General features: G+C 45.3%; 14 protein-coding genes. 11 read left to right on the top strand and 3 right to left on the bottom strand.

Annotated elements, in window-relative coordinates:
- The first annotated feature begins 72 nt into the window (after positions 1–72).
- The 7 genes from R7E78_RS02220 (at position 73) to R7E78_RS02190 (ending at position 10,662) form a co-directional block, all read left to right on the top strand.
- Positions 73–1,947, top strand: coding sequence for an ATP-binding protein (locus R7E78_RS02220; protein WP_285385370.1), 1,875 nt, complete (start codon positions 73–75; stop codon positions 1,945–1,947).
- A complete protein-coding gene (locus tag R7E78_RS02215; RefSeq protein ID WP_017634536.1) occupies positions 1,940–3,163 on the top strand; it encodes a sigma-54-dependent transcriptional regulator in 1,224 nt (407 codons plus the stop codon). The genes R7E78_RS02220 and R7E78_RS02215 overlap by 8 nt, the downstream gene beginning before the upstream one ends.
- A gap of 173 nt (positions 3,164–3,336) precedes the next feature.
- Positions 3,337–4,728, top strand: coding sequence for an HlyD family type I secretion periplasmic adaptor subunit (locus tag R7E78_RS02210; protein WP_005374562.1), 1,392 nt, complete (start codon positions 3,337–3,339; stop codon positions 4,726–4,728).
- A 114-nt stretch (positions 4,729–4,842) separates the two neighbouring features.
- A complete protein-coding gene (locus R7E78_RS02205) occupies positions 4,843–5,526 on the top strand; it encodes a transglutaminase-like cysteine peptidase (RefSeq protein ID WP_005374561.1) in 684 nt (227 codons plus the stop codon).
- 5 nt (positions 5,527–5,531) lie between these two features.
- The gene (locus tag R7E78_RS02200; RefSeq protein ID WP_005383568.1) at positions 5,532–7,445 is read left to right on the top strand and encodes an EAL domain-containing protein; all 1,914 of its coding nucleotides are present in this window, start codon (positions 5,532–5,534) and stop codon (positions 7,443–7,445) included.
- 15 nt (positions 7,446–7,460) lie between these two features.
- Entirely contained in the window at positions 7,461–9,575 is a 2,115-nt protein-coding gene (locus tag R7E78_RS02195; protein WP_005374556.1) for a type I secretion system permease/ATPase, read from the top strand.
- A 493-nt stretch (positions 9,576–10,068) separates the two neighbouring features.
- Positions 10,069–10,662: a mechanosensitive ion channel family protein gene (locus R7E78_RS02190; protein WP_017820061.1), complete on the top strand. Its 594-nt coding sequence runs from the start codon at positions 10,069–10,071 to the stop codon at positions 10,660–10,662.
- Between the two features lie 299 nt (positions 10,663–10,961).
- Here R7E78_RS02190 and R7E78_RS02185 read toward each other — a convergent pair whose 3' ends face one another.
- Entirely contained in the window at positions 10,962–11,300 is a 339-nt protein-coding gene (locus R7E78_RS02185; RefSeq protein ID WP_017821886.1) for a hypothetical protein, read from the bottom strand.
- Between the two features lie 231 nt (positions 11,301–11,531).
- On the opposite strand from R7E78_RS02185, the gene R7E78_RS02180 reads away from it, so the two are divergent.
- Entirely contained in the window at positions 11,532–12,116 is a 585-nt protein-coding gene (locus tag R7E78_RS02180; protein ID WP_017821885.1) for a flavodoxin family protein, read from the top strand.
- A gap of 63 nt (positions 12,117–12,179) precedes the next feature.
- Here the strand turns inward: R7E78_RS02180 and R7E78_RS02175 are convergent, their stop codons facing one another.
- Positions 12,180–13,805, bottom strand: coding sequence for an ABC transporter substrate-binding protein (locus R7E78_RS02175; protein WP_318057593.1), 1,626 nt, complete (start codon positions 13,803–13,805; stop codon positions 12,180–12,182).
- Positions 13,806–13,946: 141 nt separating this feature from the next.
- Here R7E78_RS02175 and mpaA point away from each other — a divergent pair, with 141 nt between their 5' ends.
- A complete protein-coding gene (gene mpaA / locus R7E78_RS02170; RefSeq protein ID WP_064354431.1) occupies positions 13,947–14,657 on the top strand; it encodes a murein tripeptide amidase MpaA in 711 nt (236 codons plus the stop codon).
- Between the two features lie 19 nt (positions 14,658–14,676).
- Here the strand turns inward: mpaA and R7E78_RS02165 are convergent, their stop codons facing one another.
- Entirely contained in the window at positions 14,677–15,528 is an 852-nt protein-coding gene (locus R7E78_RS02165; protein WP_033907250.1) for a MurR/RpiR family transcriptional regulator, read from the bottom strand.
- 243 nt (positions 15,529–15,771) lie between these two features.
- Here R7E78_RS02165 and murQ point away from each other — a divergent pair, with 243 nt between their 5' ends.
- Positions 15,772–16,674, top strand: coding sequence for an N-acetylmuramic acid 6-phosphate etherase (murQ, locus tag R7E78_RS02160; protein WP_017635657.1), 903 nt, complete (start codon positions 15,772–15,774; stop codon positions 16,672–16,674).
- Between the two features lie 28 nt (positions 16,675–16,702).
- On the top strand, positions 16,703–18,157 hold the full coding sequence (murP, locus tag R7E78_RS02155) for a PTS N-acetylmuramic acid transporter subunit IIBC (RefSeq protein ID WP_054578581.1): 1,455 nt from the start codon (positions 16,703–16,705) through the stop codon (positions 18,155–18,157).
- Positions 18,158–18,264 lie beyond the last annotated feature (107 nt).

Here is an 18,264-nt window from a genome sequence, read left to right as displayed (position 1 = left end):
GAGGAAATACAAGGACATCATTGTGCTTGTTATCGTTGCCGCTCACAGCATCACAGTGCGTCATTTGATACCATGACACAAAAAACCAGTGAGCCGATCGTGAACTTACTCAACCCCAAAGCCCTACGTCATTTTTTACTGCTACTGTGTGCCGTCGGCATTTCAGGGCTTGCGCTTACTCATCATTACGCAACTCAATACCAACATGATCAATGGCAACAAAAGCTTGAGAGACAAGCCGCGCAAGTGTCACAAGAAGTGGACTACGAACTGGCAAAGTTTGAACAGATACCAAACCTATTAAGTCACGACCCAAGACTACTCAAAGCAGTAGAGCGCGGCACACCCTCTCAAGAGCTCAACCTACTGTTATCAGATTGGTTGAAGCAAAGTTTGGCCGATACGATTTACGTTCATGACCGTACCGGGTTAGTCATAGCCTCAAGTAACTTTCAGCAAGAAGATACGTTTGTTGGCTCTAGCTTTAGCTATCGCCCCTATTTTAAAAATGCGCGACGCGGTGAGCCCGCTCAATATGTTGGATTAGGCGTGCGCTCGAATAAACGTGGGTACTTCTTCTCATCTCCGCTGTGGGTAAATGAGGAAGTCGTTGGCGTGATCACAGTAAAAGTGAACTTGGAGCAATTAGAACAGCGCCTTTCGCAAACCACGACTGACGTACTCATTACAGATAAACACAATGTCGTGTTTATGAGCAATTTACCAGACTGGCGCTATCGTGCACTTTTCCCACTGTCATCGAGTGCAATAAATGAACTTACCGAAACGCGTCAATATGGCGATACCTTACCCGAATATTTTGGTGAGTTAACGGCACATAGTGGTGTCACGGAGTTTGATGACAATCAATTGCTTCTATCACCAAATTACCTCGCATACGCAACACACTTATTGGATAAAGGGTTTCGCGTCGTTGCCTTAATTAACCACAACAGCGTTCTTGCCGCCGTTTTACAGGCCGATATCGTCTTCCTGATCTTATATGCGCTCATTGCTCTAATTGCGTTAGCGTGGTTCCAAACCCTAGTTAACAAAGCACGCCTTGCCCATCTCAATGTGAGCCTAGAAGAAAAAGTAGTGCAACGGACACTAGTTCTGAGTGAAGCCAACCAAAAGCTACAACAGACCATCCGCCAATATGAACAAAGCCAACAAGAGCTTAAACAAACACAACAAGAGCTGACGCAAGCCGCGAAATTGGCACTGTTGGGCGAGCTGTCTGCCAGTATTAATCATGAGATAAATCAGCCACTTTCCGCACTAAGAACCTATACCGAAAACTCGCAGCGTTTGTTGGCAATGGAAAAATACCCAATGGTCGCCGACAATTTGGGAAAAATGCTGACACTTAATGACACCATTTCGGAAGTCATTGCCCGCTTAAAAGTCTTTACTCGGAAAACCACGCACGATTCACACAATGAAATCTCAGTACTGCACGACGCGGTACATACTGCCACCAGCATTTTGAGCAACAAGCTTATTAAGCAAGGAGTAACACTAAAAGTTCCGGCCATCGACTATGATGTGAAGCTGGCCATTCACAGCGTTGAATTAGAACAAGTGCTGATCAATCTCTTCCACAACGCGGCACAAGCGATGGAAAACCACTGTATCGATCCGCAAATATCCATTGCTGTTCAGTGTCATGATGACAGTTGCGACATTCTTGTTTCCGATAACGGACCAGGGATGTCAGACGAAGCCCTAGCAAAAGTGTTCGACCCATTTTTTACGACTAAGCCGGAGGGTCTTGGATTAGGTTTAACAATCTCCAAGCGGATTATAGAGAGCTATCACGGCTCCCTCTGTGCCTATAAACATCAGAACACAGAACAACAAGCAGGAGGGATGACCTTTATCGTGACGCTACCAATAGTCAATCAGAATAAACGTACCCCAGAAGTGGAAAACGACCATGAATAACCCAGTTTTCTTTGTTGATGACGAACCACACATTCGTGATGCCGTGTCTCAAGCCCTGCTGATTGAAGGGATAGACGTCACCTGCTTACCAAACGCAGTAGAAGCCTTACGCGTAATCGACTCAAATACGCCTGCGATTATCATTACCGATATCCATATGCCCGTGATGGATGGCTTGGAGTTTATGCGAACTTTGCGAAGCAAAAACGATCACTTTCAATTCATCGTACTTACTGGACATGGAGATGTGAAAACCGCGGTAGATGCGATGAAAAGCGGCGCGTACGACTTTCTAGAAAAACCGTTTTCAACGGAACAGCTCATGAAATCGCTCAACAATGCCAGCGATAAACTGAACTTGTTGCAAGAAAACATCTGGCTTAAGAAAGAGCTCGACATGCAAACTCATGTTGGTCCGAAAATGATTGGTCACAGTAAGGCCATGGTTAGTATTCGTCGCGCCTTGATCAGTGCGCCTACAAGCCAGCCGCTCATTTTTGTAGGTCAAGATGGTACAGGTCGCCGGCTCGCCGCACAATTTGCCCACGACATACATGCAACACCGGATAGTGAGCTAATCGCCGCTTCTGGTGAAGACCTCTATGAGCTTTCATTAGAAGCGCTCGACAAAGCCATACACCGCTTAAGTGAAGGAAAACGCCACTGCAGTTTGTACTTACATAGCGCAGAGCATGTATCATTTGAGCAATGGGAATACTTGTTCAAGCACCCAAAACTTGAACGTGTTTTTGGCGCGACCACCCAAGCCGAGCCGCCTCTAAAATCCCTGGCGACTCTAATTCACTTACCGACGCTCGATGAAAGAAAGGAAGATATAGGGCCTTTATACAAGCACTTTGTGCGCCACACCGCGAGCCGATATCAGTTACAGCCACCACATATCAGCCTAGAAGAAGTCAAACACCTCACCAATCTCGAATGGCCAGAAAACGTTAAGCAGCTACGCCAATTTGCTGAACTTCGTGCCCTAAAGCCAGATACTTTTAGAATGGAAGATTGGAACAGTGAGAAAAGTCTTGAAATTCAGAGTATGACTCAGCGCACAGAATACTTTGAATATTGCTTGTTATTCGATGCATTGCAAAGACATCGCGGCAGACTCAAAGAGGTTCAACTAGAATTACAGGTATCACGCAAAACCTTGTACGACAAACTAAAAAAACATCAGTTGGATAAAGCCAAGTTCAAGGCGTAATAGCTATACTCCGACGCTAATTATGCTTTTGTTTGATTTAGAAAGTGTAAGAAAGCTCATTTGAAGAGAGAATAACCCTCTTCTCATATTTTATTAGCCGAGCATGCTGACATGATCGGTTAATAATAATAAGATCAAAAAGATAATCCGTAATTATATAAGCAGGGACTGTGATGAGCCGAGATAACTACAACAAACTCAACGATGAAGAGTTGGATTTTGTTGATGACAAAACTGCAGCATTGCTCCTCAATACCCCCAACAGCGCGCGTTTTATGCTCTGGGTTATGGTGCTATTTTTCATTGCAGCAATAGGTTGGGCATCTTGGGCTGAAATCGACAAAGTCACGGTTGGTCAAGGTAAAGTGATTCCCTCCTCACAGATACAAGTAGTCCAAAACTTAGAAGGTGGTTTAGTCAAAGAAATCTTGGTCAAAGAAGGTCAGTTGGTTGAAAAAGGCCAACAGTTACTGCTTATCGATGACACCCGCTTTCGCTCAGATTTTCGTGAACGTGAGCAACAAGTTGCCAACCTTACCGCATCTGTGCTGCAACTATCCGCTTCTATTAACAGTGTTGCCGTTAATCGTGATTTTGAAACGGAAAACTGGCGTCAAAGTGTACTACTTGATTACGGTAAACTGACCTTCCCACCAACCTTGGAAGAGACTCGACCTCAACTCACACAGCGTCAAAAAGCAGAATATCGCGAAGATCTAGATAATTTACGCAACCAACTTTCTGTTATTGACCAACAAGTGCAGCAAAAGCAGCAGGACTTGGTAGAGATCCAAGCACGAGTAAGGAACTTGCGTCAAAGCTACCAATACGCGAAAAAAGAACTCGATATCACCAAACCTTTGGCAGACGAGGGCGTTGTTCCTCGTATTGAACTGCTCAAATTACAGCGCCAAGTCAACGATACCCGTCGTGAAATGACGTCCAGTGAGCTCAAGATTCCCGTATTGCAATCAGCGATTCGAGAATCCATGCTCAACCGTATTGATGTTGCACTCAAATTCCGCTCTGAACAGCAAGAGAAACTCAACAGCGCCCAAGACCAGTTATCTGCCTTGGTTGAATCAGCGGTGGGCTTGGAAGATAGAGTAAACCGAACGGTTGTGAATTCGCCAGTAACAGGCAAAATCAAAACACTGAACATCAATACTGTCGGTGGTGTTATCCAACCTGGTATGGATATCGTCGAGATCGTACCAACAGAAGACACACTATTGGTAGAGGCGAAAATTGCGCCAAAAGACATCGCATTTTTACGCCCAGATCTTCATGCTATCGTGAAGTTTACAGCTTACGACTTCACAAAGTACGGCGGTTTAGAGGGAGAGTTGGAACATATCAGCGCGGATACCACTCAAGATGAAGAAGGCAACAGCTTCTACATTGTTCGTGTACGCACCGAAAAAACAAACTTTGGTCAAGATGCAGATTTACCAATCATTCCAGGAATGACAGCATCGGTCGATATCATCACAGGGAAGCGAACCGTTTTGGAGTATCTACTTAAGCCTATCTTAAGTGCCAAAACTAACGCCTTGAAGGAGTAAACCACATTAAGATACTCGCGATAGGGAGTATTGAGCGATAAGTGATTAAATAAAAAGCACTTATTTCTCACTGACGAACTCTCTAGAAGAGTATACTTGTGATACGAGTCGAATATGCGATCCAATTTGCAGCGTAAAGTTACATTATTAATCAGCTTAAGTTGTTTGTCGTTCCAACTTGGTGCGCTGAACAGTAAAGAACAACGATGGGTCAATACGGTCACAGCGGTGTACGGCGAACGTGCGGGATTGCGCGTAAATACATGGCGAAAGAACCTCGACTTATTTAAACAATTAGAGACTCATGAACAGCTCGCTGGCGTTAACGACTTTTTTAATCAGCTGTATTTCGTTGACGACATAAAACTGTGGGGAAAGACAGATTATTGGGCTACGCCACTCGAATTTTTAGGGAGTAACGCAGGAGACTGTGAAGATTTCACTATTGCTAAGTACTTCTCTTTACTCGAGCTAGGAATACCAGATTCAAAGATGCGGCTAATATACGTAAAAGCCATCGAACTGAATCAGTTTCACATGGTATTAGCTTACTACCCTACCCCAAGTTCTGAGCCGCTCATTCTCGATAATATCAATCCTGATATTGTCCGAGCCTCTAAGCGTAGCGACTTGCTACCGATATACAGTTTTAATGGTACAAACCTGTGGTTGATGAAGTCATCTGCTAGCACTGGAGAGCTGGCAGGGAAAGCATCACGGTTGAGCCTTTGGAATGACTTACGCTCGCGCGAACGTAAGTTGCAGTTAAATAAACCTAAAATTAACTATGACGAGTGAGAAACATGACCCTATATAAGAAGCTTGTGGTGGGGATGGTTACGGTCTTTATACTCTTGTTGGCATCAGTATTCGTAATCCAATTCAACACGACTCGAGACAGCTTGGAGCAACAGCAACGTTCAGAGGTCAACAACACTATTAACACCGTAGGTTTGGCATTGGCTCCTTACCTAAAGGACAAAGATAAAGTCGCGGTTGAGTCCGTGATTAATGCTCTATTTGACGGCAGCACCTACTCAGTTGTTCGTCTTACAGCATTAGATTCTGACTACCAGATCGTGCGTACTTACCCAGTTAAACCAAGTACGGTGCCACAATGGTTTATCGACATGAATCTATTTAAAGCGATTCACGATAAGCGTGTTGTGACCAGTGGTTGGATGCAGCTCGCCGAAGTAGAAATCATTAGCCACCCAGGCGCAGCTTACGAGCAGCTCTGGCAAGGTTTTATTGGCTTGCTGTCTGTATTCAGTGTCATTTTTCTAGCTGGTTTAGTGGCAATTTCATACATCCTACGTCGCTCGCTAAAACCATTAACGGCCATCGTAAATAAAATGCATGAAATCGCGAATAACCAATTTGGTGAACCGCTTGCTCGTCCAAGAACCAAAGATCTTATCGCGGTGGTAGATGGCATTAACATGATGTCTGCTCAAATCGAGCTATCATTCAAAGAGCAAGCCAAAGAGGCGCAACGTCTGCGTGCTCAGGCTTACCTCGATCCTATATCTAAATTGGGTAACCGCTCATTCTACATCAACCAAATCGACCAATGGCTTGCAGAGCAAACGCAAGGGGGTATCGCGCTACTCCATGCTGAATACATTGGGGACATTTACGAGACCAAAGATTACCAACGCGCAGATGCCCACGTTAAAGAACTGTCTCAACGTTTGAAAAACACCATTGATGTACCGGGTGCCACTATTGCTCGCTTGTCTAGTGATGAGTTCGGCTTGCTTTTCCCTCATATGGATGAGAGCGAGTTACGCATTTTATCGGACAGCATCGTCAATTGTGTGAACGGCCTAAATACTGACCCAACAGGCTTAGCAAAACCTAAAGCGTCACTAGGGGTTGCACACAGCAAAGATCAGAAAACGCGTTCTGAAATCCTCTCGATGGTGGACAACGCACTATCGAAAGCCAAAGCGCAACCAGACAAGCCATACGGCTTCATTGGCAGTGATACACCTTCTAGTTTGATGGGTAAACAGCAATGGAAAGCGTTGGTTGAAGAAGCCATTCATAGTGATTGGGTTAAATTCCGTTTCCAAGCTGCGAAAAACACATGGGGTAAAGTATTCCACAACGAAGTATTTTCAAGCATCGAAAAAGATGGTGAAACGTATCGTGCGAATCAATACCTATTCGCACTAGAACAGTTAGACGCCACCAACATCTTTGACCAGTATGTCATTGAATCAATGATTAAGATGCTAGAAAGTGGTGAACTTAATGACCCAGTCGCGATTAACATCGCGCAAAGCAGCTTGTCTCAACCATCGTTTATTCGCTGGACAACTAGCATGCTGGAAAAACATGCCAAAGTGGCCTCTAAGCTACACTTTGAAATTCCAGAGGAATGCTTTATCGATCAGCCTCACCACACAGCACTGTTATGTAATGCCATTCGCCAATCAGGTGCTGAGTTCGGCGTAGATAACTACGGACGTAACTTCCAATCTTTGGAATACATCCAAGAGTTCCGTCCGAACTATGTGAAGCTCGATTACCTATTCACACACAACTTGCACGACGAAAAACAGAAATTCACGCTAACGTCGATCTCTCGTACTGCCCACAACCTTGGTATTACGACTATCGCATCGCGTATCGAAACTCAAATCCAGTTGGATTTCCTCACTGAACATTTTGTTGAGGTATTCCAAGGATTCATCGTCGACAAGGAATAAAAAGGTTTATCAACGATGAAAGACCCTTTACTGAATTCGCTCATCTACGTTAGCCGTTACTATGGGTTAGCTAACTCGCCAGAAGCGCTAGTCAACGGACTACCGCTATCTGACGGTAAACTGACCCCATTTTTGCTACCAAGAGCAGCGGAAAGGGCCGGATTGGTTGCCAAGGAAAACCGCGCAGAGCTGGAGAGCATCTCCAGCCTAATTCTGCCGGCAATCTTAGTTCTTAAAGGCGGTGACTCTTGCGTTCTCAACAGCATCAATATGGAGAAACGCGAGGCCGAAGTCACCACCCTAGAAAGTGGAATGGTGCCGATCTCTATTCCATTAGAAGACCTACTTGAGCAATACACTGGTCGGTACTTTTTAGTTAAAAAGCAATTCCGTTTCGATGAGCGCTCTCCCGAAGTGCTCAAAACCAACGAAGGCCACTGGTTCTGGTCAACCTTGTGGCAGTCAAAACGCATCTACCGCGATGTTTTAATCGCATCACTTCTCATCAACCTCTTTGCGGTTGCCGCTCCGCTATTCACTCGCTTGGTGTACGACAAAGTGGTTCCGAATCTTGCGTTTGAAACCCTATGGGTACTAGCAAGTGGCATCTTTGTCGTGTTCCTGTTCGACTTCATTCTCAAGTCACTGAGAAATTACTTCATTGATGTGGCGGGCAAGAAGTCTGACATTCTGATTTCATCCAAACTGTTCAGCAAAGTGATGGGGATTAGAATGGAATCGAAGCCGCCTTCGGTCGGTGCCTTCGCTCGCCATTTACAAGAATTCGAATCTATTCGAGAGTTTTTTACTTCAGCGACCGTCAGTGCTCTCATTGATTTGCCTTTTGCCATTTTATTCTTAGTGATTATATGGCTAATGGCTGGCGATCTTGTGTATGTACCGATGGTGGGCGTGGTCATTTTGATTATTCATTCGCTACTGATACAAGGACCGCTGCGTCGCTCCATAGAGGAGGGTTCACGCCTAGCATCGCAAAAATATGCCAATTTGATAGAGAGCTTGGCTGGGTTAGAAACCGTAAAAATGCTCAGTGCGCAAAGCCAGTTCCAATACCGCTGGGAAGAGGCAGTTGCGCACATGGCGAACTGGAATATAAAAAGCCGCCGAATTACGGATAGCATTCAAAACGCGGCAGGTTTTGTCCAGCAAAGTAGTAACGTAGGGATGATCATCCTAGGCGTTTACTTAATTGCAGAAGGCGACTTAACCATGGGTGGTTTGATTGCCGCAACCATGCTTAGCGGCCGCGCGATTGGTCCTTTGGTTCAGTTATCCTTACTCTCTACGCGCTACAACCAAGCGAAGTCTTCTATGACAATTATCAATCAAGTCATGGAAATGCCGGATGAACAAGAAGAAGGTAAACGTTACATTCACCGCCCAATAGTACAAGGCAAAATTGAACTTGAACGCGTGACCTTCCATTACCCAGATTCACCGGTGGCGTCGATTCGAGATTTGAGCTTGACCATTAACCCAGGCGAAAAAGTAGCGATCATAGGCCGTATCGGTTCGGGTAAAACCACGTTAGAGCGTCTCATCATGGGCTTGTATCAGCCGACAGAAGGTCATGTTCGCATTGATGATACCGACATCGCACAGCTGCATCATGTCGACATTCGCCGTAATATTGGTTGTGTGCCGCAAGATTCGAATCTGTTCTTTGGTTCTATCCGCGACAACATTACGCTAGGTCGCCCATTAACCGATGACCGTGACGTACTAGACGCAGCGAATCGTGCCGGTGTTACTGCGTTTACGCAATCTGACCCAGCGGGCTTAGAACGCCAAGTTGGTGAAGGTGGTGCAATGCTTTCGGGGGGTCAACGTCAAGCAGTCACGATCGCTCGTGCATTTTTGGGTCGTCCTCCTGTTCTACTCATGGATGAACCAACCAGTGCGATGGATAATCGCTCAGAGATGCACATTAAACATCAATTAGCACAGTTGAAACCTAGTGAAACGCTGATTCTGATTACGCATAAAACGTCTATGCTCGACATCGTTGATCGCGTAATTGTGATGGAGAAAGGCAGCATCATCGCAGATGGCCCTAAAGCGCAAGTGCTGAACGATTTGAAACAAGGCAAAGTGCGTGCGGTTAGCTAGCCTGAATTCACATTGATAAAAGACAAGGGCCCCGTTTAACTTGTGTTTAACGGGGCTTATTTTATTGTGAGCCCGAGATAATTAAGTTCTTCAAGCGCGACCCAAACGAGTACAAGGCCAACAATCACGAATAAAATCATAATCGCCTTTTCATCTTCTTCCATTTTTCAACGCCCTAAAAGCTATTTCAATTAATACACCTTAGGTTATCAGGACAAAAGTCATATTCAGCTCGTTTATAAGGAACTAGCGTCATAGAATGTCGGATATGGGATACAGCTCAAAGATTGCTCTTTTCAAAATCACGTCAGCTTTGGTTGAATATAAGTAATAAAGCCAAAGAGTTCGTAATACTCACTAAGTCTTTGATTAACTTATATAGCACTCTGTGGAACCTCAACACAGAGACAAATGGTGTAAAGAAAAATTGTGATTACTTACAGCAAAAAATCAGCTATAAAAGCCGCTTTCTAGATATCGTCGAGATGAAGAAATGAATGATTGGATCCAATTAGAGCAAGTGAGCCAGTATTTCACTACGGGCTCCCTCGGTTACAAACTATTGATGGGCATTTTTGTCCTGATCGCGTATCGCATCCTGAAGAGGATTGTAAATAGAGCCATCCTAAATTTGGCAACAACGAAAGGTGTAAAAAAGGCTCGTTTGAGTTTTATTCAGCGCTGTTTCAATGTCGCGCTGCTATTTTTGACCGCCTCTATTTTTGCCATTATCACAGGTATTGGCTATGGTGATGTGTCTTTGTTCCTATCGTCCATTTTTGCCGTATTAGGTGTGGCGTTTATTGCGCAGTGGTCAATTCTGAGCAACATCACTGCCAGCTTTTTGATCTTTTTTGTCTTCCCATACCGAGTGGGTGACCGAATTAAAGTCGTAGACAAAGATGAAGACATCTGCGGTGAGATTCAAGAAATCAGCATGTTTCACGTGTTAATTAAGCACGACAACGGTAACTTAATCACTTACCCAAACAACCAGATTTTGCAAAAAGCAGTGCTAAAGCTGGCGAAAAACAAGCCAGAGCCAAGTAAAGCAAAATCTCGGATTTATACTCGCAGAAAGAAATAACCCACTAAAAAGCCGATGTATCTACATCGGCTTTTTAGTATCACTTGGTGGTCACAAATAACCCAAAGTTAATGGCGAAAAACAGTGAAGAGACAAAACGTATAAGCTGAAGGTCACCACTGTATTCTTTCATGATAAAAACATGACACATCGCCGAAACCAAAAGCGCCACTTTAACCAAAGGAAGCTTCTTATTTACGAACCTTAAATAAATACAAAAATAGAGATGGTGCAAGCAAAGAAAAAATCGTCACTAGTTCCATTTTCCTTAAAATACAAGGACATGGTTTTAGTTAAGCTTATATTTTTAGCTTCATTATGAGCCACCCACTAATATTTAGCGAGATAAGGGCATAAAAGAGGTAAAAAACAAGACTGACCGAAACAAAAAGTAGTGCATGCACTTTTTCTTCTAAGCTCTCTGGATGAACATTCATATCCACATCAAACACACCCGCTATAAAGTGTGCAAATACCGTGGAAGAGGCTGTAGAAAGGCCTCCTACCATAATGATAATAATCCCTCGCCTTAAGAAACGATGAAATGTACTTTTCCCGCCTTGGATCAGGTCTGAGTTTACATATTTTAATCTATTTTTCCGCCTATTAATCATCACTAGCATCGGTACCTTTATCATTGTTTCCAAGAGAGTTTTCTACATCTTTAAGATCTTCCTTTAACGCTTTTATACACGACATTCATCGTCGTTGCATTCACTGTAGTTATGCCGTCGACTTACCCTATAAGAAAGCTCTTTAGATACCAATTCGTACTTTATCTATCTCAAATCTCTTCTTGACCTCAACTTATCTTGAGGTTTTAGCCTTAGTCGCACGATTAAAAATCAACAATGAAAAAAGGAACCATTGTGTCCAAAATTGCGATTATTTATTTCTCTAAAACCGACGTTACTGGTCAGCTTGCTCGCGCGATTGCCGCAGGTGTTGAACAACAAGGCATTAAGCAGCAAGATGAATGTGAAATCCTCTCTCACCGAATTGAAGGCAGTGAGATTATTGAGGGACGTTTTGTGAACCCTAAACTAATGGATGAACTTGCTGAGTGTGATGCGATTATCTTTGGCTCACCGACCTATATGGGCGGTGTAGCAGCGCAGTTTAAAGCATTTGCAGATGCAAGCAGTGAATCTTGGTATTACCAAAAATGGGCGAGCAAAATCGCGGCTGGCTTTACCAGTGGTGGGGCAATGAATGGCGACCAATCTTGCACATTACAATATCTACAAACGCTCGCTAACCAACACGGCATGATGTGGGTCGGGTTGGATAAGATCAGCAATTCTGGGGAGCAAAACCTGAATCGTTATGGTGTACAAGGTGGTATTGTTGCACAAGGTGGTGAAGGTGGTCAGTTGCATGCTTCTGATGTTGCAACGGCGGAGTATCTTGGCAAACGAGTCGCTATGCTCGTGAATAAGCTCTCCACTCGCTAACAATAAAAAGAAGCCCCGTAAGATACATCTTCGGGGCTTCATATTTATCGCTTGTTTTGAGCGCTACTTCTTGATGTAGAGGTCTTTCGAGTAGATACGACCTTCTACGTTGTTCTTGGCAAAACCGCCAACCGTAGGACGAACCAAACGCGCTTGCATGTAGTAGTAAATCGGTGCGATTGGCATATCCGCCGCCAACAATTGCTCGGCTTGATCATAGAAACCTTGGCGTGCTTTCTCATTGGTTGCAGCCAATGCACTGTTCATCGCGTTGTCGTACGCTTCACTGCTGTAACGTGCAAAGTTACCCGAGGAACCTGAGCGAAGTAAGCTCAGGAAAGTAGACGCTTCATTGTAATCACCACACCAGGAAGCGCGCATCACATCGAAATTGCCTTGTTTACGCGCCACTAAGTACGACTTCCACTCTTGGTTTTCTAACTCCACGTTTGCACCGAGATTTTTTTGTAGCATCGACGCTATCGCAACCGCGATCGATTTGTTTGCCTCACTGGTGTTGTACAGCAATTTAAAATCGAGCGGCTTGTCTTGGCTGTAACCCGCTTCTTTTAACAACTGACGCGCTTTCTCGTCACGTTGTTGCTGACTCCACTTACTGTATTCAGGCGGCGTCGCATCAAACCCTGCGGTGTACTGATGCGCAAAAGTATAAGCAGGAAGGTTGCCCACTTGCGTGACACCATTCGTAATCACATCGCGCATGATGGAGTACGACACCGCTTGACGCACTCGCACATCATCAAATGGCGGACGAGTGGTATTGAACGCGTAGTAATACGTACACAATAATGGCACCACCGTGTAAGCCTGCTTGTAATCTTGTTTAAGCTTCTGCGCCATATGAGTCGGCACATCTGACGTGATATCCAGCTCTCCTGCCGCAAAGCGATTGATAGACGCGTTTTGGTTTTCAAACGGAATGTAAGTCACTCTGTTTAGATGCGTATCTGCGCTGTCCCAGTAACTTGGACTCTTAACCAGTTCAATGCGTTCATTCACGACCCACTTATCCAATGTGAATGCACCGTTGCTAACAAATTGGTCTGGATCGCTCCACGGCTTGTCGCGGTTTTCCACTGTCGCTTGATGCACTGGCATCATGGACGTGTGCCCAGTCATAGCAACAAAGTACGGCACTTGACTGTCCAACTCAAAACGTAGGGTGTATTTATCCACTGCCTTGATACCGAGATCGTCCAAAGGCTTTTTGCCCTCTGCTACATCGGCGATGTTTTTGATCTTGGTGAGTTTGAGATACCAAACATTTGGAGAAGCGGTCTTCGGGTCCACCGCTCGGCGCAGTGAATAGACAAAATCATCCGCTGTCACAGGCTCGCCATTCGACCATTTCGCGTCTTTGCGCAAGTGAAAAGTAAAGGTTTGGTTATCCTTGGTTTCCCATGATTCTGCCACACCGGGAATAATGTTTCCGTCACGATCTTGAATCACAAGCCCTTCAAATAAGTCACGAATCACATGCATTTCTGGCAGACCTTCGGCTTTCGCTGGGTCAAGTGTCGCCGCCTCTGCGTCATTCGCACGTACTAAATGCTGTTCTGTGGCAAGTTGAATGCCTTTAGGTAAGGTCTCCGCAGCAACTGATGTAGCAAGAAAAGGGGTGAATAAAGAGGAAATCAGCAACGCCGTTGAATGTTTTTTAAAATCCATATCGTTTTTCGTTCTCCTAACGCGTCTTGTGAAGCAAGTGCCACAATTAACATTTCAACCGTTGACGAGTTTAAACGGTTCAGTTTAGCTAGGTGTAATTAGCTTAGATATTGATACTACTTCATCAATCAGGAGATTACGGTGAGTCTAATTCCAAGAACGGAAAGAGCGGCATTTTTAATTCGGCCAACATCATACGGTCAATCCGTGCTTGGTGCGCCATTACTGTATTTTCCGGCTCAAGTCGAAAGTGCTTCACGAGGTTTGATTTTGGCAGGCACTCACGGGGATGAGACAGCCTCGATTGCAGGTTTGTCCTGCGCGCTAAGAAGCTTGCCTGCTGAAAACTTACGACATGATGTGATTCTGTCAATGAATCCTGACGGCAACCAGCTAGGCACACGCGCAAATGCAAACCAAGTGGACCTCAATCGCGCGTTTCCAACCCAAAATTGGACTGAGCATGGCACAGTGTATCGATGGAGTTCTCACACCCCCGTTCGAGACGTACAGGTGAAAACTGGCACTAAAAATCAACTAGAGCCTGAAGTTAGCGCTTTAATTAACTTGATTGAACTGCGCAAGCCAAAGTTTGTGGTGTCGTTTCATGAACCGCTTGCGTTTGTGGATGATCCCAAACATTCCGACCTTGCCAAATGGCTCCGCGAGCAGTTCCAACTGCCAATTGTAGACGATGTCGACTACGAAACACCCGGCTCATTCGGCACTTGGTGTAGTGAACGTGATTTACCTTGCATCACGTTGGAATTACCCGCGATTTCTGCCGATCTCACCATTGAAAAACATCTCTCCGCTTTTATTGCTTTGCTGAGGCACGATCCGGATCTCTAGTCCGCTGTTAAACAAGCGATCATGTGAGGATCTGTTTGATGTCGGTACTAATATCGCTGATCAACTGACGGGCACTGTCGTCTCTTTGCTGAACCAAGATGATAAACAGCAAATCGGTGATCACGTTTTGCGCGGTACGCGAAGCAATGGATGAGCTGCGATGTTCCGTTTCATTGGCAATCGTATCAAACGTAATATCGGCAATACCGCGCAAGCGACTTCTTCCAGGCGCAGATAACGCAATCACCTTCGCGCCCTGCTCTTTTGCCGCTTCTGCCGCGACGAGAATTTCTTTGCGCTCACCCGAAAACGAGATTGCGATCTGAACATCTTCTGGAGAGAGCGTGCGGGCAACAGCAATCTGCACGTGGCTGTCTTGTTCAGAAAGCGCCGTAATACCAAGTTTAAGCAGTTTAAAGCTTAAATCCTTGGCGGTCAGTGCAGAGCCCCCAATCCCGACCACTTGCACTCGACGCGCTTCACTCAACCATTTCACCGCTTGGTGACACGCTTCGTAAGACAGCGTATTGGTGGTTTGAAACATAGCGTCGGTTTTCGCTTTCACCAGTTTCTGTGAAATTACCGCAATGGGGTCGTCAGCCAAAATATCACTGTGCAGCGGTGTCGACTGCATCGCATGCTTACGGCCAATCTCTTCATTCAGAGCTAACTTAAACTCGCTGTAACCTTTAAAGCCGATACGCTGAGTAAATTTCACAATGCTCGATTGACTCACTTTTACTTGCGCCGCAAGTTCTTGGCTGGTGAGCAGCGCCGCCTTTTCTGCGTTTTCAACAATCCAATCGCCAACCAAACGACCACTTTGCGAAAGCTGAGTACGCCTCGCGACTATCTTATTGATAACTGACACAACAAAAACCTCAGAAATTTTAAATAAATTATTCCAAATCAGAAATAATAGGCGTTTGATTTAACCCCCCTGATTATTCTAACCAAGACAGTTAATCCCGGACGTAATAGACGTATATTTTCTCTCATTATTCCAAATTTCTCCTGCATAAAGAATAACCTCAAGTGTGATTTTTATCACCAAACCTGAATATTTTATTCCATAAAATCGCCCTCAGATTGAACATTACGAAGAGTGCAAAACATGAAAATTGATTTAAGCAGATTGGTGACAGAAAGCCGTAACCCAGCCAGTGCCGAGATCGATACGCTTTCGACCATCGAGATGCTGCAAGTCATTAATGAAGAGGATCAAAAAGTCCCGCTCGCGGTAAAAGCGGTGCTACCACAAATTGCAGAGACAGTTGACGCAATTACCCAAGCTTTTGCAAATGGTGGCCGTTTAATTTACATGGGAGCTGGTACGTCAGGTCGCTTAGGCATTCTTGATGCAAGCGAGTGTCCTCCTACCTACGGCACGCATCCAGATATGGTGATTGGCTTAATTGCTGGTGGACATCAAGCAATTTTAAAAGCGGTAGAAAACGCAGAAGACAACGCGAAAATGGGTCAAGACGACTTAAAAGCACTTCACCTCACCAAGCATGACGTGGTTGTAGGCATTGCAGCGAGTGGCCGTACACCTTATGTACTAGGTGGTTTGGACTACGCTAAATCCATCGGAGCCACGACCGCATCTATCGCCTGTAATCCAGAATGTGCCATGGCAGAAGCGGCCGACATCGCGATTCTGCCGATAGTTGGCGCAGAGGTTGTCACTGGATCTTCTCGCATGAAAGCCGGCACCGCACAAAAACTGGTGCTAAACATGCTCACGACAGGCGCAATGATTCGTAGTGGTAAGGTATTTGGCAACTTAATGGTGGATGTAGAAGCCACTAACGCCAAGCTCATACAACGCCAAACCAACATTGTTGTGGAAGCAACCGACGCATCAAAAGAAGAAGCAGAGCGAGCATTAAATGCCTGCGGTCGCCACTGCAAAACCGCCATCTTAATGATTTTGGCCGATTTGGATGCCGAACAAGCCAAATCACGCCTCGCCGCGCACAACGGCTTTATTCGCGCAGCACTAAATAATAACTAAATAATCCGAGTTCTGAAGGATAGACCCTATGGCAAAAATAACTTCAAACACAGTATCGCAGTTGCTGTCCGCAGTGGGTGGCAGTAGCAACGTAAGCAAATGTGGTAACTGTATGACGCGTTTGCGTTTATCGCTCGCCAACAATGGCTTGGCTGATCAATCAGTTATCAAGCAAATTCCCGGCGTAATGGGTGTGGTGGAAAGCGATGAGCAGTTTCAGATCATTCTCGGTCCCGGAAAAGCTCAACAAGCGGCTGAGATGATGAATCAATTGATCGACAGCTTAACCTCTGGTGACAGTGAAGAAGCAGATATGCCGCAACAAGATCTTTCTGCCGTCGCAGCCGAGCAGAAAAAGCAGATGAAGAGCAAACAAACCAGTGCGGTTCAGCGTTTTTTAAGCAAGTTTGCCACTATCTTTACGCCGTTGATCCCTGGTTTTATTGCCGCTGGTTTGTTGCTAGGTTTTGCGACGTTATTGGAACAAATGTTTGTTCTCGACCAGACACCAAGCCAGTTTATGTTGGATTTGATCGCCTACATGAAAGTCTTTGGTAAGGGTCTGTTTGCTTTCCTAAGTATTCTGATTGGTTACAACGCGCAGCAAGCGTTTGGCGGCTCTGGTGTTAATGGTGCCATTCTCGCCTCTTTGTTTGTGCTGGGTTACAACCCAGAGGCGACATCCGGCATTTACTCTGGCATGAACGAGTTTTTCGGCTTTGCGATTGATCCGCGCGGCAACATTATCGGCGTACTTTTGGCAGCGATCATCGGTGCACAAGTCGAGCGTAAGGTTCGTCAATACATGCCTGATGATCTGGACATGATCTTAACGTCCGTTATCACTCTATTGATCATGGGTGCGGTAACCTTCTTGCTCATCATGCCGATCGGCGGCGAGTTATTTAAAGGGATGTCTTGGTTGTTCCTCAACTTAAACGATAACCCATTAGGCGCTGCAATCTTGGCAGGTTTGTTCTTAATTTCTGTGGTATTTGGCATCCACCAGGGTTTTGTTCCAGTGTACTTCGCATTGATGGAAGCACAGGGCTTTAACTCGCTATTCCCTATCCTGGCAATGGCTGGTGGCGGTCAGGTTGGCGCGTCAATGGCGCTGTATTTCAAAGCCAAAAAAGACGCTCTACTGCGCACTCAAGTTAAAGGCGCTATTATTCCGGGTCTTCTAGGCATTGGCGAACCATTGATTTACGGCGTGACATTACCACGCGTAAAACCATTCGTTACCGCTTGTATTGGTGGTGCTGCGGGCGGCTTCTTTATCGGTTTAGTTTCTTACCTTGGCTTACCAGTTGGTCTTAATACGGTGTTTGGCCCGTCCGGCATCGTGGCGATTCCTCTCATGACATCTGAAAATGGCATCTTCCCGGGCATGATGGTGTTTGTTGCCGGCCTGCTTATCTCTTACATCGTCGGCTTCCTCGCGACTTACTTCTTTGGCTGCAAAGACGTCGATTTAAGCTAAATCATTCTTCCCCTATAGGAATGGACTAGCTCGCGCCCTTGGCAAACAAGGGCGCACCCTCTCTCTACTTCACGACAATTTTTCTTATTCCGTTACTCGGAAGGGGC

Source organism: Vibrio sp. YT-19(2023), from assembly GCF_033337395.1.
This window is presented reverse-complemented; position numbering and strand designations above follow the sequence as displayed.